This window comes from Caballeronia sp. LjRoot29, assembly GCF_964252755.1.
In the GTDB taxonomy this organism is placed as follows: Bacteria; Pseudomonadota; Gammaproteobacteria; order Burkholderiales; family Burkholderiaceae; genus Caballeronia.
Map to the genome: position 1 here is coordinate 15,776 of NZ_CAXUPU020000021.1, position 23,715 is coordinate 39,490.

Annotated in this window: 16 protein-coding genes; 4 read left to right on the top strand and 12 right to left on the bottom strand. The window is 59.4% G+C overall.

Going from position 1 to position 23,715, the window contains the following annotated elements:
• Window positions 1-20: 20 nt before the first annotated feature.
• Window positions 21-1,124: a porin gene (locus ACSQ83_RS21680; protein WP_414953570.1), complete on the bottom strand. Its 1,104-nt coding sequence runs from the start codon at window positions 1,122-1,124 to the stop codon at window positions 21-23.
• 419 nt (window positions 1,125-1,543) lie between these two features.
• On the opposite strand from ACSQ83_RS21680, the gene ACSQ83_RS21685 reads away from it, so the two are divergent.
• Window positions 1,544-2,257, top strand: coding sequence for a UPF0149 family protein (locus tag ACSQ83_RS21685; RefSeq protein ID WP_414953571.1), 714 nt, complete (start codon window positions 1,544-1,546; stop codon window positions 2,255-2,257).
• A gap of 87 nt (window positions 2,258-2,344) precedes the next feature.
• On the opposite strand, the gene ACSQ83_RS21690 is transcribed toward ACSQ83_RS21685, so the two are convergent.
• The 4 genes from ACSQ83_RS21690 to ACSQ83_RS21705 form a co-directional block, all read right to left on the bottom strand.
• On the bottom strand, window positions 2,345-5,131 hold the full coding sequence (locus tag ACSQ83_RS21690; protein ID WP_436229573.1) for an Hsp70 family protein: 2,787 nt from the start codon (window positions 5,129-5,131) through the stop codon (window positions 2,345-2,347).
• Window positions 5,132-5,136: 5 nt separating this feature from the next.
• Window positions 5,137-6,984, bottom strand: a complete 1,848-nt coding sequence (locus ACSQ83_RS21695; RefSeq protein WP_436229629.1) for an Hsp70 family protein — start codon at window positions 6,982-6,984, stop codon at window positions 5,137-5,139.
• Window positions 6,985-6,989: 5 nt separating this feature from the next.
• Complete coding sequence (locus ACSQ83_RS21700; protein WP_436229574.1) at window positions 6,990-7,547, bottom strand: DUF2760 domain-containing protein; 558 nt, start codon at window positions 7,545-7,547, stop codon at window positions 6,990-6,992.
• A 363-nt stretch (window positions 7,548-7,910) separates the two neighbouring features.
• Window positions 7,911-8,171: a hypothetical protein gene (locus ACSQ83_RS21705; protein WP_299718264.1), complete on the bottom strand. Its 261-nt coding sequence runs from the start codon at window positions 8,169-8,171 to the stop codon at window positions 7,911-7,913.
• Between the two features lie 364 nt (window positions 8,172-8,535).
• On the opposite strand from ACSQ83_RS21705, the gene ACSQ83_RS21710 reads away from it, so the two are divergent.
• Both ACSQ83_RS21710 and ACSQ83_RS21715 read left to right on the top strand, forming a co-directional pair.
• Window positions 8,536-9,777: an ABC transporter substrate-binding protein gene (locus ACSQ83_RS21710; RefSeq protein WP_414953627.1), complete on the top strand. Its 1,242-nt coding sequence runs from the start codon at window positions 8,536-8,538 to the stop codon at window positions 9,775-9,777.
• Window positions 9,774-12,740: a bifunctional diguanylate cyclase/phosphodiesterase gene (locus ACSQ83_RS21715; protein WP_436229575.1), complete on the top strand. Its 2,967-nt coding sequence runs from the start codon at window positions 9,774-9,776 to the stop codon at window positions 12,738-12,740. Before ACSQ83_RS21710 ends, ACSQ83_RS21715 begins: the two co-directional genes overlap by 4 nt.
• 70 nt (window positions 12,741-12,810) lie before the next feature.
• Here ACSQ83_RS21715 and ACSQ83_RS21720 read toward each other — a convergent pair whose 3' ends face one another.
• The 5 genes from ACSQ83_RS21720 to adh form a co-directional block, all read right to left on the bottom strand.
• Window positions 12,811-14,613 (bottom strand): NAD(P)/FAD-dependent oxidoreductase, encoded by a 1,803-nt coding sequence (locus ACSQ83_RS21720; RefSeq protein ID WP_414953575.1) that lies wholly within the window; start codon window positions 14,611-14,613, stop codon window positions 12,811-12,813.
• A gap of 99 nt (window positions 14,614-14,712) precedes the next feature.
• The gene (locus ACSQ83_RS21725; protein WP_436229576.1) at window positions 14,713-15,876 is read right to left on the bottom strand and encodes a GAF domain-containing protein; all 1,164 of its coding nucleotides are present in this window, start codon (window positions 15,874-15,876) and stop codon (window positions 14,713-14,715) included.
• A gap of 147 nt (window positions 15,877-16,023) precedes the next feature.
• On the bottom strand, window positions 16,024-18,027 hold the full coding sequence (locus tag ACSQ83_RS21730; protein ID WP_436229577.1) for a sigma-54-dependent Fis family transcriptional regulator: 2,004 nt from the start codon (window positions 18,025-18,027) through the stop codon (window positions 16,024-16,026).
• A 142-nt stretch (window positions 18,028-18,169) separates the two neighbouring features.
• The gene (locus ACSQ83_RS21735) at window positions 18,170-18,562 is read right to left on the bottom strand and encodes a DUF779 domain-containing protein (RefSeq protein WP_436229578.1); all 393 of its coding nucleotides are present in this window, start codon (window positions 18,560-18,562) and stop codon (window positions 18,170-18,172) included.
• Between the two features lie 73 nt (window positions 18,563-18,635).
• On the bottom strand, window positions 18,636-20,156 hold the full coding sequence (adh, locus tag ACSQ83_RS21740) for an aldehyde dehydrogenase (protein ID WP_414953579.1): 1,521 nt from the start codon (window positions 20,154-20,156) through the stop codon (window positions 18,636-18,638).
• A 326-nt stretch (window positions 20,157-20,482) separates the two neighbouring features.
• On the opposite strand from adh, the gene ACSQ83_RS21745 reads away from it, so the two are divergent.
• A complete protein-coding gene (locus ACSQ83_RS21745; RefSeq protein ID WP_436229579.1) occupies window positions 20,483-21,205 on the top strand; it encodes a haloacid dehalogenase type II in 723 nt (240 codons plus the stop codon).
• Window positions 21,206-21,220: 15 nt separating this feature from the next.
• Here the strand turns inward: ACSQ83_RS21745 and ACSQ83_RS21750 are convergent, their stop codons facing one another.
• Together ACSQ83_RS21750 and ACSQ83_RS21755 are read right to left on the bottom strand one after the other, a co-directional pair.
• Window positions 21,221-22,291, bottom strand: a complete 1,071-nt coding sequence (locus ACSQ83_RS21750) for a LacI family DNA-binding transcriptional regulator (protein ID WP_414953581.1) — start codon at window positions 22,289-22,291, stop codon at window positions 21,221-21,223.
• An 85-nt stretch (window positions 22,292-22,376) separates the two neighbouring features.
• The gene (locus ACSQ83_RS21755; protein WP_414953582.1) at window positions 22,377-23,711 is read right to left on the bottom strand and encodes an MFS transporter; all 1,335 of its coding nucleotides are present in this window, start codon (window positions 23,709-23,711) and stop codon (window positions 22,377-22,379) included.
• Window positions 23,712-23,715: the final 4 nt, after the last annotated feature.

Sequence of the window (23,715 nt, forward strand, 5' to 3'; positions counted from 1 at the left end):
TCCGAAACGTCATGCCCGCATCAGAAGATGTTGCGAAGACCGATTGCAACGCCGGTCTGGTTGTTGCGACCCGGAAAGTCAGCTTGCGCCGCGCCCGTGCCACGGATGAAGTCGACCGTGCCATACACTTCCGTCCGCTTGGACAGCGAGTATTCGGCAAGCAGCACGCCTGAGTAACGAACGCCGCGGCTAAGCGTAGTTCCGTCCGCGTTCAGTGCGTTGCGTGAGTGATCGTAGTAAGCCGCCGCGGTCAGCAGCAACGGCGGCGTGACCTGCCACGTAGCACCCGTGTAGAAGCCATCGTCGATGCGGTTAGTATTCGTCACAGGCGTGAAATTGGAAGCCGGTGAGTTTGCCGCCGACATGAAGATGTCGACCATGCCGGTATTGTCTTGCGAATGCAGCCAGCCAGCGAAGGCCTTGACCGTGTTGAACGAATAAACCCCGCTCACGTTGACGACATTGAACTTGTTGTTGTGCAGGTCGCTGTTCTGCTGGAAGCCCGCATCGAGAGCCAAGCCGGCGAAGGTGTACGAAGCAGTCACGCCGTACATGTTGCTCGCGCCAGTGCTGCCGGCGACGTTGCCGAAGCCGTACATGGCTTCCACATTCAGGCCGCCGAACTGGCCGTTGTACTTCACGGAGTTATTCTGGCGCAGGCCGTAGCCGAGTGCGCCGGGCAGCCAGCCGTCCTGATCGTAGTTACCCACGGTCAACGGGTCGTAGACATTCCCTAACTGATCGAACAGCGGCGTGTTCTGGCGGCCCAAGGTCACGGTGCCGTACTGGTTGCTTGACAGCCCAACGTAAGCCATCCGATTGAACAGCGTATTCGCGCTGGCAAGCTGGCCGTTCCAGAGGTTGAAACCGTCTTCAAGCCGGAATACCGCAGACAAACCACCGCCCAGATCCTCGGATCCCTTCAAGCCCCACCGGCTGCCGGTGATCGGGCCGACGCCCATCGATACCTGGCTGTCATTGGTCGCATTGGCGTTGGTGAGATAACGGATGCTTGTGTCGACGATGCCGTACAGGGTGACCGAGCTTTGCGCGCAAGCGGATTGCGCAGCAATAGCGATCAGTGCGCCGCCGATTGCACCAATTGCGCTGGTAGTTTTCTTCACAGAGTGTCTCCCCCTATTGATTTGTTGGGCAACTACTGGCGTATGTGACGCTGGTAGTTCATGTGCGATTTTTGATCGCAAGCGGGATAATATTTCCTTCAAATTAATTCGGGATTGGTTTTCTATCGCCGTGTCTCCCGTTCGCAACATCGGATTGACTTTCGTGTCGCGGGATAGTCCATAAAATCCAGATTAATTGGATGTTTATTGAACTGCGCTTAAACAGCATTTCAATTGTCAGGCTTGAGGCGGCTAGTGAGCATCTGACGCGGTGCAGCACCTGCCGAGCTGGAATTCGAATCGGCCTTGGCAGTCGCAGTTAAAATCGGGGTTGGCGCACAACCCTGCGTCGCCGCCAACAGCTCTGCAGATTGTCTGCGCCGCGGTGATGCAATCAAACTTGAGGACCGATCTCCAAAATGCCTCTGCTCTCGGACGACGAATGGAACGAACTCAGCGGGATCCTTATATCCGATTCAATGTCGGATGAAACATTGACGGCCGAAAGTCTCGACGGTTATCTGACCGCGATAGCGATCGGTCCGATCACGCTGATGCCGAGTCAATGGCTACCGGGTATCTGGGGACCGGACCCGGAGGACGCGCCTGAATTCGAATCGAAGAAACAGGCCGAACGCGTCATGGGTCTTATCATCCGGCACTTCAACAGCATTATCGAGACCTTGGAGAGTGATCCATACTCGCTCGAACTGATCTTTCACGAAAGAGCGGCACCGGACGGTTCCGGCCCCTATCTCGACGCTGAAATTTGGGCGCATGGTTTCATGCGAGGTCTCAATTTGTGCCGGTCAGCGTGGCAATCGCTACTCGATCACCCCGATGGGCAGGCGTGGCTAAGACCGTTCCACTTGCTAGGCTCGTCAGGCCTGACTGAAGAAGAGATGTCACTCATCGTTCGTCCCGATCAACGTAAAAAACTTTCGGAACTGATTCCCGTCTACGTCGCCTCGATCTACGATTTCTGGTTCCCGTTCCGAGAAGCAATGTTTGCACGCGAGCTCGCGTCGACGATCCGGCGCACGGGCCCGAAGGTTGGCCGCAACGATCCGTGCCCATGCGGTTCCGGCAAGAAGTTCAAGAAGTGCTGTGGGACGGGAAGCGATCTTCACTGATCTTCGCTGATGGTCGCTAACGTGACAATCATTCAGATGACCGTGTACCTGCATTTCGAGTCGATCAACAGTCACTCGAAAGACGAATTATCCGGCAATCAGTTTTAATCCGGCAGGCAACGATTCTCCGAATACGCGCCCCGTGTCCGCGTTATCGAGTGTCACGACTTCACGAACCATATCAACCCACGCTGGCGGTGCATTGGCAGCCTCAAGCCGCCGCACGACGGTTTCACGGACCGGCTCTGCGAGATCCCTCGAACGATCGCCCGTCATGCGAGCGATTTGCGCGGCGGCGAACGCGGCAGGCTCAACCTTTTTCCAGTCCAGCGCGAGGATGACGTCCAGCCATCGCGTGGCTACGTCCGGCGGCACGACACCATGCGCGCTGCCATAAAACGGCCGGCGTGCGCCAATGCGACCAACCGCCCACCAACCTTGATGATTTTCCGATGGCCGCTGAAGCCGGACCAGAAGCTGTTCCGCGATTTCAACTTTTCGATCAACCGTGATGCGTTCAAGCGATGCCGAAAGGCGCAGCATGTCCGCGTTGCCCACCTTCGTGGGATCGAAGGGCAGTTTGTGCCGCTTCATGCCTGCGGCCGCCTGAAGCCAGGCCATTGCATCGAGCACCTGAAGCTGTGCGTCCTCGTGCAAGCCGCCCGCCGCGCGGCGCCATAACGTCCACCATTCCGACCACACCTGGCCCTCGTTGACATACTGGATGCCGTCGTCGAAGAGCGACCAAAGCTGTTCAATGCGCCATTCGTCAAGCGGATAACCGAACCCAGGCCGCAGACAATAGCCCGTCAGATTCAGCCATAGGCGTTCGTGATCCGCAGAGCGACGCCGACGGCCAGCGCGCTCCCACAGCGCTCCAAATAGTTCGCGCAGCAGCGCACTATCCCAACTTTGACGCGGCCCTAGCAACTGCTCAAGTCCCGCACGCAAGCGCTTCACTTCCTTGGGATCGACATTCGCCGAGCGCGCGCCGAACGTGCGGTCGATCAGTTCAATGGCCTTGTCGAGCGATGGATTTCTTATGGCCGCGGAGACGTCGTGTTCTGCATTGTCGCGTCGCAGCTGGAATTCGAGTAGCCATCGTTGCGATGCATCGCCGGTTGCGATGCAGTGCATCTCCAGCCTGCCAAGTTCCGTCAGCGATGTCGTGAGTCTGACCGGCCGCTCGCGAAGCCCGCTTGCATCCTGTTGCTGCACCACCGTTGCGACCGGCGGCAAGCGGACGAAGTCGCCCGTTGTGAGGTCGACAAGCTCGCCTGGTCTCCAGGCTGTATCGGCGACGGTGGATACCAGGTGGAAACGCACCGGATGTCCGAGTCGCAGCGCAAACACGCGATCCTCGAGATGGACCTCGAGACCTTCTTCGGTGCCACGTGGCAACAGGCAAACGCCCCGCGATGACCGAGCGTTGTCTTGCGCGCTGTCTTGCGCGTCCTCCTCAAGCACGAGGAAGTAGCTGCGTGGCGAGCCGCCGCCAATGCGCGGCGCGTGTCCCGCGCGGGCTAGTCCGTAAGCGACTGCACCACGTGCAACAGCCACGTCGGGATGGTCGTTTTGCAGCACATGCAAAGGCTGCTGCCGCCACGTACCGAGCGCATTCGCCAGACGACTGGAAAGCGCGTTCGCCCGGAACACGCCGCCGTTGAGCAGCAAGGTATCCGGCATCGATGTCTGTACCTCATGCGATACCCCCAACGCCTCACGCGACTGCGCATTGAGGCTCTGCAAAAACGCTGCGATGTGCCGCGTGATTGCCGCATCGGCCGCGTAGGGCAAGCCAAACTCGACGAGCGCGGCCCGTGATCGGCGAGGCAATTCGTCAACACCGCCATTCGGAAAGAACCCCTCCACGATGATCTGTTCGACTTCCTCCCGGCTCAATTCCGTCGTTCGCGCCCCGCCGACAAGCCGGGCTCCCGCACCCAGCAGCGTGATCGCGACCGAGTCAGGCGGCTGTGCGCCAAGCAGTTGTTCCTTCGCGGCGCGGCACCGTTCCACCAGTTGTGACAAGCTCGCCGCCGACAGACGTGTTTGCTCCTTCGCCAAACGCGTCTCGACCAGATGCGCCAGCGCGAGGTCCATGTTGTCGCCGCCAAGCATCAGATGATTGCCCACGCCGATGCGGGTCAGTTGCGGCTCTCCGTCCTCGAAATGCACCTTGATGAGTGTGAGGTCCGTCGTACCGCCGCCCACATCGCAGACCAGCACGAGGCGCGTCTGGGCGAGTTCGGCGGCAAGTGTCGCGCGATGATGGAACAGCCAGTCGTAGAAGGCGGCCTGAGGCTCTTCGAGCAAGCGCAATGCGGGCAGCTTCGCGATGCGCGCGGCCTCGAGCGTGAGCGCGCGCGCGCCGTCATCGAACGATGCCGGCACGGTGAGCACCACGTCCTGATCTTCGAGCAACGCATGCGGAAAACGATGGTTCCACGCGGCACGCACGTGAGCCAGATAGCTGGCGCTCGCGGTGACCGGCGAGACTTTGCTGACTTGATCGTCCGCGCCCCACGGCAAAATTGGCGCGAGGCGGTCGACGGACGCATGCGAGAGCCAGCTTTTCGCGCTGGTCACAAGCCGCCCGGGCACCTGCGCGCCCAGCGCGCGTGCGAGATGACCGATCACGGCCGGCTGCGCTTCTCGATCGTTAGGTATCCATGGCAATTGCAGATCGCCGGCCGCCAGCTCGCCCGGCGCCGAGTGATAGCGCACGGACGGCAACAGCTCTCGCGTGCCGACCTCGCCAAGACCCACGAGCTGATCGATATCGAAGATCCTGATCTCGTCAGTACCCGTCTCGACGTACGCTACGACCGTATTGCTCGTGCCGAGATCGATGCCGACGATGTATTGCTTCATCACACTCAGGCGTTCGCGCTGCCGCGCACATCGAATTCGACTTTCCAGCGCTCGTTCGTGCCGCGTGGCACTGCTTCGAGTTCCAGTGTGCCGGCTTCGGTGATCCGCGCATGCAGTTTTACCGGCACGACTTCACCGGGCGTGCGTCCTTCGGTCGGCAGCGTAGCCTGGATTTCCTCAAGCTCCTGCAACTCGTCGGGTGACCAATAGTCGAGCATGGTGCCCACGTGATCTTGTCGGCGTACCGATGAACCAAAGAAACGGAAGTGCACGGGTTCACCGACCACGAGGCCGAATTCCTGAGCCGGCAAGGCCGCGTCCGTGCCCTCTTCCATCCCGAAGGGCGCGACGCACAACGCCTGGACAGGCGGCTCCATGCCGGGCACGGCCGGCATGGCCGACTCGATAGCAATGTAGTAAGCCCGCGCCGTGCCGCCACGAATGCGCACGCCTTTGCCGCGTTTCACATAGCCGTAATACGCCGCGCCGCGTGCGACCGCGAGGTCGAGATCGGCGCCGCCCAACAGGCGCGCAGGCTCCGCGCCTTCGGCGGCGAGCCAGCCGTTGAGGCCATCGAGGATGCGCTCGACGAGCAGCATCGACTTGAACACGCCGCCGTTGAACAGGACCGCTGTGGGATGCAGGAAAGTCGCGTTCTCGGCCGGCTTTTTCTGCAATCCTTCGAGCTCGGCGAGCGCGGCGACTTGACGGCCGAGGAATGCTGCCAAGTGCCGCGTAATGCCAGCATCTTGCGCATACGGCAGGCCGAGTTGAGTCAGGCCGCCACGCGCCCGGCTCATTGGCCGCGCCGATGCATCGACTTGCGGAAAGAAGCCGTCGAGAATCGTCTGCGTGAGTTCGGTGCGGGTCAGTTCGGTGCGGATCGAGCCGCCAATCAGTTTCGATCCACGGCTCGGCACGACCAGCGGCACGGTGTCCACGCTGCGGTCGGTCAACAAGGTTTCCTTGGCCGCGCGGCATGCATAGGTGAGCGCGCGCAACTGCCACGGATCAGCCTGGGTTCCCTGTGCAGCCAGCTTGCGCGCGACCACGTGGGCCAATGCAAGGTCCATGTTGTCGCCGCCCAGCAGGATGTGTTCGCCAACTGCAACGCGATGCAACTCGAGATTGCCTTCACGTTCGATCACCGCGATCAACGACAGGTCGGTCGTGCCGCCGCCCACGTCCACGACCAGGATGATGTCGCCGACTTTCACTTGCTTGCGCCACGCGCCGGCGCTTTTCTGGATCCAGCTATAAAGCGCGGCTTGCGGTTCTTCCAGCAGCGTCATGCGGGTGTAGCCGGCCGCTTGCGCTGCCTCGGCCGTCAGTTCTCGTGCAGCCGGATCGAACGAAGCAGGAATGGTCACTGTGACTTCCTGCTCGCTGAACGGTGCGTCGGGATGCCCGTGGTCCCATGCTTCGCGCAAATGCGTGAGATAGCGAACCGAGCTTTCAAGTGGCGAAACGCGCGTCACTTCTGGCGGCGCATCGATTGGCAAGATCGCCGCGCGACGGTCCACGCCCGGATGACAGAGCCAGCTCTTGGCGCTCGACACCAGACGAATTGGCGTCGCTGCGCCTCGGCTGCGCGCCATTTCGCCGACTGCAAAGTCGCGCTCGGCGGTCCACGGCAAGGCCAGGTCACCCGGCGTTAATTCGCTCGGATGAGGCAGGTAGAGAAACGACGGCAACAACTCTGGCGCTTCGATAGCCCCCGGTGCGGTGAGCTGCGTGATCGGCAGCACGCCCTGAATGGTTTTCTCGCCATCGCTGGCGGAAAGATCGACGTATGAGAGGGCGCAGTGCGTAGTGCCCAGGTCGATGCCGATCGAATAACGCGGCTCGCTCATCTCGCTCATAGTTCCACCTCGGCCTGTGCGATCACGGTCGCGTCATGCGTCTTTGTCAGCATCGGGAGCCTGACCTCGGCCACTCGCCAGCCGCGATGACTGATATTGCCGCTGAACGGCGGCTTGCCGACGACGTTCCCTGTCAGGCGGATTGCCGTTGCGTCGAAGCCATCGGCGAGCGTCACACGGCTGCCTTCGGCCTCTTCGCGTACCGGACGAATCGTGAAATGCTCCCGCAATGTCGTGCGGCAACCGTCGTGCACGAGCCTCGCGGCGGCGCCGATGTCGGCATCGGAATAACCTGCAATGTCCTCTTCGACAAAGTCAACGAAGCGCGCGCCGCGCTGGAGAAGTCCCAGAAGCTGAAGCGCCGACTCCGGGCTGGCTTCCTTGGTCAGGGGAGCGGCCGCTGCCACGGGTTGGGGCGCCGTGACGGGCGCCACCACTGTCCCGTCGCGCAGCCGACGCACCTTCACGGCGAGTTCGCCGTCACCCAGGATGGCGAAAAACGTTCCGACGGCCAAAGAAAGTCTGCTGAGAAAACCCATGTTCGATTCGGTCATACAAAATTGCTCCTGTGGGCTCGCGTAAACAACGCGCTATCCTGCCGGCCGCGGCACAAGGCTTGTTGAAAGCATTGAAGGGCGTGCGCCGGCAATAAATTCGCGGGCCCGGCTGTGGGCTAAAACCGTATTTTGCCTTGATGTGACCGAGGGCCGTTCAGAATGCAAACGGCGGCAGTCTATTGTCGCGATTGCGTTGCCGCGTAAACGGGGGCATGTGGCATGCCTGAAAGCGCAGTCATGCCGCCCTCATGGCCGGCAGAAGCTCGTGTGGGACGGTCGTTCCGGTCGCGTTTGAAAGTCTGCTTGGGCGGCTACTGACGGCCCTGGAGGCGAATTGCCCGCTAGCGTGCGGTTTCAAGCCTAGTCGCTGTCGAAATCGTCTGCTGCCTTACGATTCCGCCGCTCTTCATTCGCACGGCGAGCACGCACACGCTGGCGCCACAGGACGGTAATGACCTCTCCCGTAGTCGCACCAGCGGGGATTTCGTTGCGGATGAGATTCGGCACCATCGGCAGGCCAAGGCGCTGCCTTCGCAGGGCCCGGGCGATGGCCGTGCGGCACTCCTGCCCGTGGCAATCCCATTCGTCACGCATTTTTCTGCAGTAACGGCACTCGTTCATGGCAAATAGTTTAACTGTAAACCCTGATGACCTCCCGGCATCGGGGCAAAACGCCCTTACTTTGCCAGGCTTTTTGCCAGGTCGCCTTAGTTCGCGTTCGTTAAAGTATTTACGTTTTTTGCCGATATTCAGACTAAGCACTGCCTCTGTTCAATTCGCCTTGTCTTTGCGATTTGCCGCGTCAGAGTCGCCACATGGTCATGCCTTCGGCTCTGTCGCGTGCAGGTTCCAACGGTTAGCTTTCAAGTAAGCCTATAGCGCCGACTGAAGCCGCGTCGTTCCATCCCGCAACCAAAAAGTAAATCCTCCAGTGCGACGAATTGAGCTTGCCTCCCTGCTATCTGTCCTGCTCATCGTCACTCTGATGTCGTTGTCCGGCTGTCACAAGCAAGACAATCCCTCGTCGAACGCCGCCGCGCCGGCCCGGACCACCATTACCGCGTTGATATGGGCGCCCGACTGGCCGGAGGAAATGCTTCAGATCGCCGCCGATTTCAGCAAGGCAAATCCCGACATACGCGTGAACGTGCAGTTCATGATCGGCAATTCAGTCGAAGAAAATATCAAGCCCCGGATCGCCTCCGGCAACTTGCCGGATCTGGTCAGTGTCAATCCGAACGCTTACGCCGCTGAACTTGCCGATCAAGGCATCCTCGCGGACGTCGGCGGGACATCGGCTTGGAACAACATGCTCGATGCGCTCAAAGGAGACTGGACGAGCCGGCAATCCAAGAAATTTGGAATCTCCGGCGGTGTTGCCACCACACTGATTTACTACAATCAGGCGATGTTCGCGAAGGCGGGAATCAAGCAACTGCCGACCAATTTCCAGGAGTTCCTGATTGTTTGCGACCAGTTGAAGCGGGCGGGCTTTACACCCATCATGTGGAACGGCGGCTTCCCGAACATGCTCGGCAACGGCCCCTTCAGTTTCGGCTTTGCCAACAATGTGGTCGCACGTGAACCGGATTGGAAAAATAAAATCTCGGACGGTACACTCGACCTGAACACGCCTCAGGTAGCCGATATCTTTGCCAAGATCCTGCTGATTGCGGACCGTGGATATGTCCAAGAGGGATTTATGTCGACGGATTACGATGAAGGCATACGTCTGTTCAAGGACGGCAAAGTGGCAATGGCTTTCCATGGCAGTTGGGCGGCCGGCCTTTTCCTGAACGGCAACCCTTTCGACGTTGGCGTGTTCATTCCACCCTGGAACGCGCCGGGCAAGCGAGTGGTACCCGTGATTGGCAGCGAAACCGGGTTTGCCGTGTGTGAAACGCAGAACAAAGTCGCGGCAACACGCTTCCTCGAGTTTATCGCCGGGAAGGGATTCTCCATTCTCCAAAGAAAACGTCAGAATATTCCGCCCTTCAAGCAAGTCGACGGAACGACAGTAAGCAATCTGAAGATTGCCGACTACACGAACAAGGTCAGTCACTTTCCGGTGACCTCCAGCCCTTACTATTCGGTTCTGCCCTCCAGTTCGATCGAGCGGCTGCATTCGTTGATGCAAGACGTGTTGTTCAAGAAGATCACGCCCAGGCAAGCGGCAAAACTCCTGGATGAATCAGTCAAGAACGAAGCAAAGATGCACTACAAATGAGCTCGATCATGGGTGCATTGCGACGCATTTTCGAATACCTGTCCCTGGATCTGCTGCGCCGGGTGGAGATTCGTTACCGGCTGATCTCTGCATTCATTCTGCTTTCACTGGTGCCCATACTTCTTTCGGGATACTTATCGTATGTGGAATCGACCGCAGCGATCAGGGAGAAAGCCGAGATATTTTCGAAAGAAGTAGTCAAGCAGCTCTCCAAGAATGTCTTGCTGAGAATGGAGCAGATCGAAACGGAAAGCAGCTTCCTTGTGCTCTCCGACCGGGTTCAAGGCGCGCTGACGCGCGTCACAAACGGCAACCCAACGGAGCAGAGCGAGGCGCGCCGGGACATGACCCGGTTGCTCCTGGAGCATTACGGATCGATTGATTTCATCAACCAGAAATATCTGCTCGACAAGCACAACCGGATCATGGACACCCAGGCGTTCGCGCAATTGACGCAGGGAGTGTCACGCCTGGTCGAGCAAGCTCCCGATCACAATGGACGCCCTTACTGGGGCAGTTACGACAATGGCGTCGGGCAACAAAACCTGGGAATGGTGCGGGCCATTATCAGCAAGAGCAACAATCGGCAGATCGGTAACCTGGTCCTGGTGATTCGCCCCGAATATTTCTCGACCATTTTTAATGATGTCGCGTTGGGGAGTGGAACGGAAATCTACGTCCTCGACGCCAGCAGCAACAAGCTGATTGTGCGTGCCGACGATGCCTCGACCATTACCAGCGAGACGGTTCAACCTGACCTGATCGATAAAATTACGCACAACCAGCCCTACGGCAAGGCGAGCGGTTTTGTCGCCTTCGAGGGCGAGCGCCGTGCGCATTACTTTGCCGCGTATTCGAGGATTCCCGGCACCACATGGTTCGTGGTCAGCACGATTCCCGAAGCGAAGTTAACGGCACAGGCGCAGACAGTGCGCAATCAGATCATCCTGGTCGGCATCTCGGGTTTCCTGCTGTCGATCTTCCTCGCGTACTTCATTTCCCATAGCATTTCGGCGCCGCTTAAGGAACTCGTGCGCAAGATGCACGACACCGGCAACGATGCGGGAGCCCCCGAAACGGGTACGCAAGTGCTCACCGATGCCGACAGTGAAGACGAGCTAGGCAGACTCGCGCAGCGTTTTGAAAGAATGCGCGAGGCGATCAAGCAGAAGATTCAGAAGATCAACGAGATCAACGCCTCGCTGGAACAGACCGTCATTGAGCGTACGGCAGAACTCGTTTCCAGGGAGCACGAGTCGCGCACGTTGATCGAGAATTCTCCCGACACGATTACCCGTTACGACCGGGACCTCCACCGGACTTACGCTAATCCCGCGTTCTGTAGTTCGGCGGGATGCAGCTTTAGTGAATCAATCGGCAAACGGCCTTCAGAAATCCCCGGTGGCCCTAACGCGCTGATCTACGAGATGAAGATCCTGGACGTCATTTCGAGCGGTGAAAGTTCGCAGTTCGAACTGAGATGGATCAGCCGGGACGGACAGGGACAGTGCACTCATATCCGCCTCACGCCGGAGATTGACCGGACGGGCAAGGTCAACTCGGTGCTGGCCGTTGGCCGCGATTTATCGGACCGGATGGCATTCGAGGCAACGATCTGGAAACAGGCCAATTTCGATGCACTGACGAATCTTCCGAACCGTCAAATGTTTCACGACCGTCTTGAGCATGAAGCCCGGTTGGCGCGTCGTTCCGGAAAGCGCATGGCCTTGATGCTGATCGACCTGGATCGATTCAAAGAGGTCAATGACTCGTTGGGACACGACACCGGCGACATCTTGTTGATCGAAGCCGCCAGGCGCATCACGATGAGCGTGCGCGAATCGGACACGGTCGCGCGTCTGGGTGGTGACGAGTTCACCGTCATCCTGCCCGATCTGGACGACATAGAAAGTATTGACCGGATTGCACAGACGATCATCGACAACCTGGCCGAACCCTTCAAGCTCGGCCCGGACGAGGCGTTCATTTCTGCCAGCGTCGGCGTCACCCTTTACCCCGACGACACCAACGAACTCGATGTCCTTTTCAAGAATGCCGACCAGGCCATGTATGCGGCCAAAAACGCTGGGCGTAACCGGTTCAGCTACTTCACGCCTGACCTGCAATTGGCCGCAGAAAAGCGCCGGCGTCTCACAAGTGACTTACGCGCCGCGCTGCCGGGCGAGCAGTTCCAGATCTATTACCAGCCCATCGTTGACCTGACGAACGGGGAAATCTATAAAGCCGAGGCGCTGATCCGCTGGCTGCATCCCGAGCGCGGCACGATCAGCCCGCTGGATTTCATTCCACTCGCCGAAGACACGGGGCTCATTGTTCCGATCGGTGACTGGATGTTCAAGCAGGCCGTGCAGCAGGCTCGTAAATGGCGCAACGGATTCCATCCGTCGTTCCAGATCAGCGTCAACGTGTCGCCGGTGCAGATCCGTCATGACAGTGTTCTGTGCGCCCAATGGCCCGACTATCTGATTCGGGAAGGGATGCCGGGAGAGAGTATTGCAGTCGAGATAACCGAGGGGCTGTTACTGCATGCCGAATCGAAGATTGACGAGAAATTGCTGACCTTCCGTGATGCGGGGATCCGGGTCTCGATCGACGACTTCGGGACGGGTTACTCGTCTCTCGCGTATCTCAGGCGCTTTGATATCGACTATCTCAAGATCGACCGTTCATTCGTCCAGAACCTCGCCTTCGATGGCGACAATCAGGCGCTCTGCGAAGCGATGGTCGTACTGGCTCACAAACTCGGATTGAAAGTCATTGCCGAAGGGGTTGAGACGACGGAGCAACGGGATTTCCTGATCTCCGTAGGCTGTGATTTCGCCCAAGGGTTTTTGTATTCCGAGCCGGTACCGTCTGATCGATTCGAGGCGTTGGTATGGCCGGGTTTCGACCAGGGCGGGGCTTATCATGCGCTTGCTACGACCAGCACGGTCGACGCCTAAAACATATGTACCCGGCAGCGATCGATAACGAATCGATCACTGCCGGGCTCGTGTCAGCTACCACCCGGGATCACGACAAATGATGCACTTGTTGTAAGCCGAACACTGGCGTTGGAATCCCTTCCATCCGCGCCTTGAGTTGCAGCGACAGATACTGCGAGTAGTGCCGCGACTGATGCAAATTCCCGCCATGGAACCACAACGCGTGCTGCTGCGTCGGTTTCCACATGTTGCGCTGCTCGCCCTCCCACGGCCCCGGGTCCTTGGTCGTATTCGATCCCAGGCCCCACACCTTCCCCACCTTGTCCGCGACTTCACGCGAGATCAGATCCGCGGCCCAGCCGTTCATCGACCCATATCCGGTCGCGTACACAACCAGATCTGCTTCAAGTTCGCTGCCGTCGCTGAGCACGACCGAATGCTCTTTCAACTCGACCACATCGACGCCGCTTTTCAGCTTGATCTTGCCGTCAGCGACGAGATCCGATGCGCCCACATCGATGTAATAACCCGAACCGCGCCGCAGATATTTCATGAAAAGGCCCGAGTCGTCATCGCCGAAATCGAGCATGAAGCCTCTCTTCTCCAGCCGGTCATAGAACTCCGCATCACGCTCCCGAATCGCGTTGTACACCGGGATCTGGAACTCGTGAAGGATCTTGTACGGAATGGATGCGAACGTCAGGTCTGCCTTCATCGTGGTCATGCCCGCCGCCACCGCGCGCTCGGAGTAAAGATCGCCCAGCGCCAAATCCATCAGCGAGTTCGACTTCACAATGTGCGTGGACGAACGCTGCACCATGGTCACATCCACGCCCGCTTCCCACAGCGCTCCGCAAATATCGTGGGCAGAATTATTCGCGCCAATCACCACGACCTTCTTGCCCTTGTATGCGTCCGGTCCCGGATGTTTCGACGAATGATGCTGCTCGCCCTTGAATACATTCATGCCCTTGAACTTCGGCAAATTCGGTTTGCCCGACATGCCGGTTGCAAGCACGAGTTGCTTCGGCCGCAGCGTCAGTTTTTCGCCGCCGCGCTCGACTTCCACGATCCATTCGCCCGCGGCTTCGTCATATTTCGCAGACGTACAGGTCGTCGCTCCCCAGTAGTTCAACTCCATGACCTTCGTGTACATTTCCAGCCAGTCGCCAATCTTGTCCTTCGGCGAAAACACCGGCCAGTTGTCCGGAAACGGCAGATACGGCATGTGGTCGTACCACACCGGATCGTGCAGGCACAGGGTTTTGTAACGCGCGCGCCATGCGTCACCGGGCCGCTCGTTCTTATCGATGATGATTGCCGGCACACCCAGTTGCCGCAGCCGTGCGCCTAGTGCAATTCCGCCCTGCCCGCCGCCGACGATCAGGCAATACGGCTGCTTCTCATAACCCAGTGTCTCCAGTTCCGCTTCGCGATTTTCCTTCCAGCTTGTGCGGTCGACGCGCGCGCCGTGTTCGGCGCCCATGGGCCGCTTGAACCCTTTCGCTTCTTCGTGGCCTTTGAGTTCGGTCATGGTCGTGAGCAGCGTCCAGATCTGTCCGTCCTTCACGCGGATAAAACCCGTACCGCGCGCAACGCCGGTCTCGAACGTGATCCACGCTTGCGTCACGCCGTCCGCTTCGGTTGCCGTTTCGTTATCGGCAATTTTCAGCCTCGACGGCTTGACCGAATCCAACTGCGAATTCAGCATGGCGGCAATCTGTTCGCGGCCTTCCATCGTCTTGATGTTCCAGGTGAACGCCACCAGGTCGCGCCAATAACCATCAGGTTGGAATAGCGCCACGGCGGCTGCCGTATCGCCGCTTTTAAGCGCGGCTTCGAATGTCTCCAGGATGTGGGTAATGGTTTGGTTCGGGTTCTGCTCAGACATGGTCGCTCCTCCATGAGATACGGATGACTAACTATCGATTGGTACCGATCAAGAAATGACGGGTTCTTTGCCCGTTAAATTAAACACGCTTATCTCTTGCTAGCGCCTGTGCGGCGCCACTATTCCAAACTTCGCTATGCGCCGATACAACGTCGCCCGCGACAAACCCAGCGCCAGCGCCGCCACAACGGGCCGCCATTTCGCATCGGACATCGCAGCGATTATGCGAGCGCGCTCCAGCGTTTCGCTTTCAGACAACGCGGGTTGTGCCGTCGGCCTATTGGCTTCGAGCGATGCCGTTGTTGATGTCGGCGTCGACCCCGCGCGTCGGGAAGCGCGCGCGACAGGCAGTCTCACACGCGCATGCAACGGCGAACCCGAGCCCACCAGCCTGAACGAAATGAGATCGCGTCCGGGGCGTACATCGAGCAGGCGTTCGGCGCGGATATCGAAGAGTTCGGAGACGTGGCGCGGCAATTGACCCAGCCCCGGCACACATTCCTTCGCGCGCCGGTTAGCGGCGATCGCGTAACCGCGTGCATCGAAGGCGATGAGTATTTCGGGCTGGGCCTCAACGTAATGCCGGCTGCGATGCGCGAGCAACACCCAGCAATGCGTGGTCGCGTTGAGAAAGAAACCGTCCTCTATCAGCAACGCGCTTTGCCGCACGATATGGTTGACGAGCCGCTGGCTCTCGCGCTCTTCGGGCGAGCGCACCGCGGACGCATCCAGCACGCCGATCAACTCGCCTTGCACGCCAAAGATAGGCGACGCGCTGCAGGTCAGCGTGGTGAACGCCGCGCGGAAATGGTCAGTCTTGTGGACGGTGATGGCCTCGGCGTCGAGCAGCACCGAAGCAACGCCGCATGTCCCCTCTTCGCGCTCGGACCAGCACGAACCGGGATACAAACCCGCACGCTTGAATTCGTGGCGGCGATCGCGATCCACCCGGTAGTCGATGGTCACGCCCGCAGCATCGGTCAGCATCACGCAGTAGTCGGCTTCGCGGACGGTTTCATGCAGTCGCGAAAGACATTGACCTGATGCGCGCAGCACGGTTTCTTCGCGTTGCTGGACATCGCGCAATTCGGGAACGGTCAGGATGCGCGGCCCAATGGTCGCGCCCGGGTCGAGATGATATTGCTCCAGCGACCGCCTGTACGATGACGCCAGCCGCGACGCATCCGCACCGGGGCTGCTCATGCGGCCTTCTATCACGCTGCGCACGCGATCGATGTGTCTGGTCGGCGAAACATACGGCATGAAGAGTCTCCGGCAGATTCGGTGCGCTCGCGCCAATCACTAATCGCGGCAACCCGAAAACTTAAACGCATGGTGACTTTTTAGCATGCGTGTTCCGGGAGATCACACCGCAGTGCACCATCGAAGTTACTGAGACAATCGTCTCAATCAACGGCGCCGCGTTTCATCGAGCGCAGCCATCTTCCGATAGAGCGTGTTACGCGATACGCCGAGCATTCGCGCCGCCGCCGAGACATTGCCGGCGTGTGTCTCAAGCGCTGCCGCCACCGCGGAGAGCGCGAGATCGTCGAGGCGCGCGCTGTCCTTCGCAGACGACGGCGCGGCTGCTTGCGCATTCGCGGCATCGCGGGCGTCATCGAAGAAATCTTGCGGGAGATGGTCCAGGCCGATGCACATCTCATCGTCGTCAAGCATCGCGCATGCAGTCCTCAACACATTCGCCAGTTGCCGGAAGTTTCCGGGCCACGGGTGGTGAGTGAATGCCGCCAGCGCCTCGGGTGAAACCCTGATGGGCTCACCACTCGGACGCTCGGCGCGCAGGATCTTCTCGACGGTCGCGGCAAGATCGGTCCGTTGGCGCAACGGTGGCAACGTCACCAGCAGACCGTTGATCCGGTAATAGAGATCTTCGCGGAATTCGCCAGCCGTGACGCGCTCGCGCAGATTGCGGTTGGTCGCGCAGATCAACGCGAAGTCCACGGGCACGGCGCGCGTGCTGCCGAGCGGCGTCACCGTGCGCTCTTGCAGCACGCGCAGCAAACGGCTTTGCAACGAGAACGGCATATCGCCAATTTCATCAAGAAACAACGTGCCGCCATCGGCTTGCAGGATCTTGCCGCAAGCGCCGCGTTTGGACGCGCCGGTGAACGCGCCTTCTTCATAGCCGAACAACTCTGCTTCAATCAGCGTGTCCGGGATCGACGCGCAATTCACCGCAACGAACGGCCCGTCGCTACGCGGCGAGTCGCGATGCACCGCGCTCGCGAGGACATCTTTTCCGGTACCGGTCTCACCGCCAATCAGGATCGGAATATTTTTACCGATCACCTTGCGCACCCGTTCAACAAGTGCCGCAACCTGCGCGTCGCCGGTCATCAGGTAGCGCAGGCCGGAGAGTTTCGGCTGCTGAGGCTGCGGTTCAGGGACGCGTTTGCGAGCGACGACGTCGATCACATCGCGGTTATCGGTTGCGAGTGCAACAGCCGAAGAACGCCTTAGGTCCACGCTGGCAAAAACATTAACGCCGCTGTGCAAGCACAGGGAAATCGTGCGATCAACGGGCGTGCCTGCGGCGCTGCGAATCCCGCTGCACACGCGGTCGAACAACTCGCCGCACGAGACGTTGAATAGCGACGACAAGGTATGCGCACGCAACGACGCAAGCGGCAAGCCGAACTGAAACTGCGCGCTTCGATTAGCCGACAGAAAACGCCCGTCAGCCCTGAACGCAACAATGCCTTCCATCAACGTGCCGATAAACTCGGGCCGCCCGTGGAAATGGATTCGTAGTGCTTCAGGAAAGGCGCTGGTGAACAAATGGTTCTCGATCATTTGCGCGGACATCTTCGCAAGCGCCATGGTGTGACGGCTGTGGCCGCGACAATCGCCGGTGACATCGAGAACGCCCAACAACTCGCCGAATGGATCGAGGATCGGCACGCTGGAACATGCAAGGAAGCGGTTCGCGCGCAGGTAATGCTGATCGCCGAGCACCATGGTGGCGTCGCCTTCGGCAATGGTCGTACCTATGGCGTTGGTGCCCTGCTGCTGCTCGCTCCATAACGCGCCCGGACGCAATGCGACGCGGTCCGCGCGGGCGAGAAAATCGTCGTCGCCTAGCGAATGCAGGATGAGTCCTTCGGCGTCGGTCAGGACGACCATGCTGTGCGTATTGGCGATCTGCCCGTAGAGCGTTTCTATGACGGGCAGCGCATGCGTGGAGAGCGCGCGATTCTGTTCGCGCTTGAGCCGGAGATCGGCTTCGCTGAGCACCCCGTAGTCGGGCCGCATGGTGTCCGACAGGCCGAAGCTGCGGGAACGTTCGTGCGATTGCCTGATGATATCCCGCCCTTTCAAATGGCTGGCATGATTGCTGGCCAGCAGCGCGGATCGGCTTGATCCGCTTGAACGGTCGATAGAAACCGGGTCCATAACCATTGTCTCCTTCGCCATCATTCGCGGAAGGAGTCGGTCGTCAGCTCCGCCCGTCGCGTGGTCGATCGAGACAATGTACCACCGCTACAGCATTCAATCCCGGCTTTGGCCGGGGTTTAGCCCCGGGTTTGGTTCGGGTCTAGTTCGTCACGCGCTCAACCGGATGGCTCTCGAGCCACGCAGATTCGGTGTCTTCGAAAAGACGCGATCGCGTGAGAAAACGCAACCCGCTTGGGCGTTCCAGCGAAAACATGCCGCCATTGCCCGGCACGCAATCAATGATCAATTGCGTGTGCTGCCAGTACTCGAATTGCGATTCGCTCATGTAGAACGGCACGCCGGCTATCTCGCCGAGCTTGACGTCCGACGAACCGACCATGAATTCGGCGACCGGGAAACACATGGGGGCGCTGCCGTCGCAGCAACCGCCCGACTGATGGAACAACACCTGCCCGTGTTCGGCCTTCAGCTTGTCGATCAACTCGATTGCCGCCGGCGTGGCGATCACGCGCGAAATTTCTTGGTCGGTCATAAGGGTTTCCACTGAACACAGACTATGGCGAGCCGCAGCGCGGCCCGCCATCCAGATCAGACAAGCACGTCGATCAGAAGAACCCGAGCGGCTTCTGGCTATAACTCACCAGCAGGTTTTTCGTCTGCTGATAGTGGTCGAGCATCATCTTATGATTCTCCCGGCCAATGCCTGACTGCTTATAACCGCCGAATGCCGCGTGCGCCGGGTAGGCGTGATAGCAATTGGTCCACACGCGTCCAGCCTGGATATCGCGGCCGAAACGGTAAGCCCGCGTACCATCGCGCGTCCACACGCCTGCGCCGAGGCCATACAGCGTGTCATTGGCGATTTCAAGCGCCTGCGCTTCGTCCTTGAACGTTGTCACGGACAGCACCGGCCCGAAGATTTCCTCCTGGAAGATGCGCATCTTGTTGTGACCGCGGAAGACCGTCGGCTTGATGTAGTAGCCGTTCTTCAGTTCGCCATCAAGCGCATTGCGTTCACCGCCGATCAGGCATTCAGCGCCTTCCTGCTTGCCGAGATCGATATACGACAGGATCTTTTCAAGCTGCTCTTGCGAGGCTTGCGCACCGATCATCGTCTTCGAGTCCAGCGGATGTCCCTGGCTGATTGCCGCCACCCGCTTGAGCGCGCGCTCCATGAAACGGTCGTAGATCGACTCTTCAATCAGTACGCGCGATGGGCACGTGCAGACCTCGCCCTGGTTCAGTGCGAACATGGCGAAGCCTTCGAGCGCCTTGTCGAAGTAGCTGTCGTCGGCGTTCATGACATCGGCGAAGAAAATATTCGGGCTCTTGCCGCCGAGTTCGAGCGTCACCGGAATCAGGTTTTGGCTCGCGTATTGCATGATCAGGCGACCAGTCGTCGTCTCGCCAGTGAACGCAATCTTCGCAATCCGCTTATTCGATGCCAGTGGTTTGCCTGCTTCCAGTCCAAAGCCGTTGACCACGTTCAGCACGCCTGCGGGCAACAGATCTTCGATCAACTCGAGCAGCACGAGTAGTGAAGCTGGCGTTTGTTCGGCCGGCTTTAGCACGACGCAATTGCCGGCAGCCAGCGCTGGTGCCAGTTTCCACACCGCCATCAGGATCGGGAAATTCCACGGAATGATCTGCCCCACCACGCCTAGCGGCTCGTGGAAATGGTACGCGACCGTGTCTTCATCGATTTGCGAAATCGAGCCTTCCTGAGCCCGCACGCAGCCCGCGAAATAGCGGAAATGATCGATTGCGAGCGGGATATCGGCGGCCATGGTTTCGCGTAGCGGCTTGCCGTTATCGATGGTTTCCGCCACCGCGATGCGCGTCAGGTTCGCTTCCATCCGGTCGGCGATCTTGTTCAGGATGTTGGCTCGCTCGGCGGGTGACGTCTTGCCCCAGGCGGTCTTGGCTTTGTGCGCTGCATCGAGCGCGAGTTCTATATCGGCTTCGCGCGAGCGCGGGATGGACGTGAACGCTTCGCCGGTGATCGGCGAAATATTATCGAAATACTCACCACCTACCGGCTTGACCCATTGACCACCGATGAAGTTTCCATACTGCTTTTTATACGGGAAGTCGGTGTTCAAAAATTGCATCTCGGCGTGATTCATGTGCGTGCTCCTCGCATGTCGGTGAGAATGACCGCCGCGGCTATGATTGCCGCGACCGGTGGGAACAAGCTTGCGAGATGCGTGCCAACGGGCGTCTTGCATGCGGGTAAAGGCCGTGGGCGATATTCGCTTGCGCACGCGGATGACCATGCGTTCCGTTTCGGAACACCTGTGCTGGAAATCGTGTTGAAACGGAACAGCGCAGTGGCGCAATGTCCGGTCACGACGCGCGGCGAATTTGTTGTGCAAACTACGGGTTACAGGTTCGGGCCGCGAATCACGGCGGTGATGTTCGTCATAGGTGGGACTAAAGGAAGGGACACGCGATGTCATTGATCGGCGTTAAGGCGTTGGTATTCGATGTATTCGGCACGGTCGTGGATTGGCGCAGCGGCGTAGCGCGCGACGCTGCGTTGTTTCTGGAGCAGCGAGGAATCAGCGGCATCGACCCGGCGCAATTCGCCGATGCCTGGCGTCGCCGATATGGCCCTGCCATGGAAGAGGTGCGCAGCGGCCGGAGCGCATTTGTCCGGCTCGATGTCTTGCACCGGGAGAACTTGCTGGCGGTGCTGGCGGACTATGGGATTGATCCCGCAAGTGTTCCGGCCGATGAAATCGATGCACTGAATCTGGCATGGCATCGGCTGGATCCGTGGCCCGATTCGCCGAGCGGCCTCACCCGGCTCAAGGCCACTCGCATCATTGCGCCGCTCTCGAATGGCAACATCGCGCTGATGCTCGATATGGCGAAACGCGCCGGCATTCCGTGGGACGCCATTCTGGGCGCGGAAGTCGTGCAGGCTTACAAGCCTATGCCTGAGGCGTATTTGCGAACTGCGGATGTATTAGGTTTGAAGCCGGAGCAAATGTGTTTGGTCGCCGCGCATAACAGCGACCTCGCGGCGGCGAGGCAATGCGGATACAAGACGGCGTTTGTGGCGCGCCCGACGGAACATGGGCCGGCGCAGGCCACGGATCTGAAGGCCGACGCGGACTGGGACGTGATCGCAAAAGACTTCAATGATCTGGCGGATAAAATGGGGGCTTAGGGAAGCTAACCAACCTCAAACCGTCTGCCGCTCCACAATATGAAACCCGACATCGACCACGTTTGTCTCCGTCACGCCTTTCAGTCGCTCTAACAAACAGCGCGCCGCGCTTACGCCAATACGCGTGCCGTCCACACCCACGGTCGTCAACTGCGGACTGGTTTCCGAGGCGAACTCCAGGTCGCCGAACCCGCAGATGGCGAGTTGCGACGGCACGTCGATACCCCGGCGTTTTGCCTCGCCAAGCACGCCTAATGCCAGCAGATCCGAGCCGCAGAAAACTGCATCGAGCGATGGCACCTGTTCAAGCAACAAAGGCAACGCAGCCTTTCCGGCAGCTACCGAACTGGGCGGTGCAACTATCACCTCGGCTATGTCGGGGATCCCTGCACGCGCCAGCCGTTCACGAAAACCGGTGATACGGGCAATCGCGCGGTCATCGTTGGCCGACACCAGACCCGGATGCAAAACGCCTCTGGCCAGGAAACGCTCCGCAACCGCAACACCCACCTGATAATGCGAAAAGCCGACGAGCATATCGATCGGCGTCTCAGTCATGTCCCACGTTTCAACAATCGGAATACCGACATTGCGCAGGCGTTCGCGCAACGACTCGGTGTGCGCCACGCCGGTCAACAACACGCCTTCAGGACGCCGGCTCAACACGGCATCAAGCAGCGTTTCTTCGCTTGAATCGCTGTAGCCGCTCAACGCAAGCAGCACCTGATAACCGGCCTTCGACATGGTCTCGCTGAACACCTGGATGGTCTCGGAGAACAACGAGTGCGCGATGGTCGGAACAATCGCCGCGATCAGCCGCGATTTCGACGACGACAACCCGCCCGCCAGCCGGTTAGGCACGTAACCCAGCTTCTGCACGACCTGCCGCACGCGCTCGAGCGTTTCCGGCGCGACCGATTCGGGATTGTTAAGAACACGCGAAACCGTGATGGGTGAGACGCCCGCGACCGCCGCAACGTCTGTGATACGCAGCCCTTTCGGACCGCCGCGCGAGCGCTTGGGCGAAGCGGGCAGAGCATCGTCCCGGGCATCGATGGTCGGTGCAATCGGCTTGTCGTTCGGCATGGTTCGCTTGGTCGCAGGAGGGCTTGACGCCGGTATTGTAGTCAACGCCGACCGGGCAGCGTCATAAGAACGATATCGCTGCGCCCTACGCCACTTCCACGCGTCGCCCATTAGCCGCATCCTGTGTACCATCGTGACGATTGCGACGAATCAAGATCAGCGTGACGACACCGAACGTAAAGAGACACGCCGCAGGAATCAGCATGGGCGCCTTCGTGCTGCCGCTCACTTGCCGGACCCATGGCACGAGATTCTGCGCAACAAAACCGCCCACATTACCCAGTGAATTGATCGCCGCGATCCCGGCGGCCGCGCGCGCGCCGGTCAGGAATTTCGATGGCAGCGTCCAGAAACACGGCAGCAGCAAATACATGCACGGCGCGCCAAGGCTCAACGCAATGAAACGCAACGTGTTGGTCGGCAGGAACACGCTGCCGAGAAAGAACATCACACCCAGCACCGACGCACATAGCATCGCGGTCATCGTGCGGTCGGCCGCGCGCAACTTCGACGGCAACCATGCGAGCACGATAGTTGCGAGCAGCCACGGCACGATATTGATCAGACCGTTGACGGTATTGCTGACACCGAACCCCTTGACGAGCGTCGGCAGCCAGTAGCTCACGCCATACACCGACATGGACAGCATCATGTAATACAGCGCCATGCCGATCACGCGCGGCTCCGTCAACACGCTAAGGAACCTGGTCTTGCCCGCTTCCGTTTGCGCTGTGAGCGCGCGTTCGTTATCGAGCGTATCGGCCAGCCATTTCTTTTCGGTATCCGACATGAATTTCGCTTTGAGCGGAGACTCCGGCAAATACAGCAGCACGACGGCGGTAAGAAGAATCGACGGGATGCCCGTGACAATAAACACGAGCTGCCAGCCCTGCAGACCAAGGAGTCCGCCCTTGTCCAGCAGCCAGCCGCAAATAGGCGCGCCCACCATGTTGCCAAGACTGCTGCCCACCGTGAAATACCCCAGCATCCGCACCCGATGCCGCGATGGAAACCACAACGTCAGGTAATAAATCACGCCGGGATAAAGCCCGGCTTCCGAAGCGCCGAGCAGGAAGCGCAGCACGTAAAACGTGGTGGCGTTTTTCGTGAACGCGAGCAACACGGTGACAATGCCCCACGTCAGCATGATGCGTGCGATCCAGCGCGGCGCGCCGTACTTGTGCAGGAGTACGTTGCTTGGCACTTCGAAGATCAGGTAACCGATGAAAAACAAGGACGCACCCAGCCCATAGGCCACTTCGCTCAAACCGAGGCTGCCCAGCATCTGCAGCTTGGCGAAGCTGATATTCGACCGGTCGATATACGCGATCAAATAGAGCAAGCCAAGCAGCGGCATCAGCCTGAATGCCAGCCGATTGATCAAGGGTGTCTCATCTATCGCTTGCGGAACAGTATTCACCGTG

Excerpts from the sequence above, each read along its gene's own strand:
- ACSQ83_RS21690 (WP_436229573.1), bottom strand. The coding sequence starts at position 5,131 with ATGAAGCAATACATCGTCGGCATCGATCTCGGCACGAGCAATACGGTC.
- ACSQ83_RS21750 (WP_414953581.1), bottom strand. The coding sequence starts at position 22,291 with ATGCCGAACGACAAGCCGATTGCACCGACCATCGATGCCCGGGACGAT.
- ACSQ83_RS21700 (WP_436229574.1), bottom strand. The coding sequence starts at position 7,547 with ATGACCGAATCGAACATGGGTTTTCTCAGCAGACTTTCTTTGGCCGTC.
- ACSQ83_RS21715 (WP_436229575.1), top strand. The coding sequence starts at position 9,774 with ATGAGCTCGATCATGGGTGCATTGCGACGCATTTTCGAATACCTGTCC.
- ACSQ83_RS21705 (WP_299718264.1), bottom strand. The coding sequence starts at position 8,171 with ATGAACGAGTGCCGTTACTGCAGAAAAATGCGTGACGAATGGGATTGC.
- ACSQ83_RS21745 (WP_436229579.1), top strand. The coding sequence starts at position 20,483 with ATGTCATTGATCGGCGTTAAGGCGTTGGTATTCGATGTATTCGGCACG.
- ACSQ83_RS21720 (WP_414953575.1), bottom strand. The coding sequence starts at position 14,613 with ATGTCTGAGCAGAACCCGAACCAAACCATTACCCACATCCTGGAGACA.
- ACSQ83_RS21725 (WP_436229576.1), bottom strand. The coding sequence starts at position 15,876 with ATGCCGTATGTTTCGCCGACCAGACACATCGATCGCGTGCGCAGCGTG.
- ACSQ83_RS21710 (WP_414953627.1), top strand. The coding sequence starts at position 8,536 with ATGTCGTTGTCCGGCTGTCACAAGCAAGACAATCCCTCGTCGAACGCC.
- ACSQ83_RS21695 (WP_436229629.1), bottom strand. The coding sequence starts at position 6,984 with ATGAGCGAGCCGCGTTATTCGATCGGCATCGACCTGGGCACTACGCAC.
- ACSQ83_RS21730 (WP_436229577.1), bottom strand. The coding sequence starts at position 18,027 with ATGGACCCGGTTTCTATCGACCGTTCAAGCGGATCAAGCCGATCCGCG.
- ACSQ83_RS21685 (WP_414953571.1), top strand. The coding sequence starts at position 1,544 with ATGCCTCTGCTCTCGGACGACGAATGGAACGAACTCAGCGGGATCCTT.
- adh (WP_414953579.1), bottom strand. The coding sequence starts at position 20,156 with ATGAATCACGCCGAGATGCAATTTTTGAACACCGACTTCCCGTATAAA.
- ACSQ83_RS21735 (WP_436229578.1), bottom strand. The coding sequence starts at position 18,562 with ATGACCGACCAAGAAATTTCGCGCGTGATCGCCACGCCGGCGGCAATC.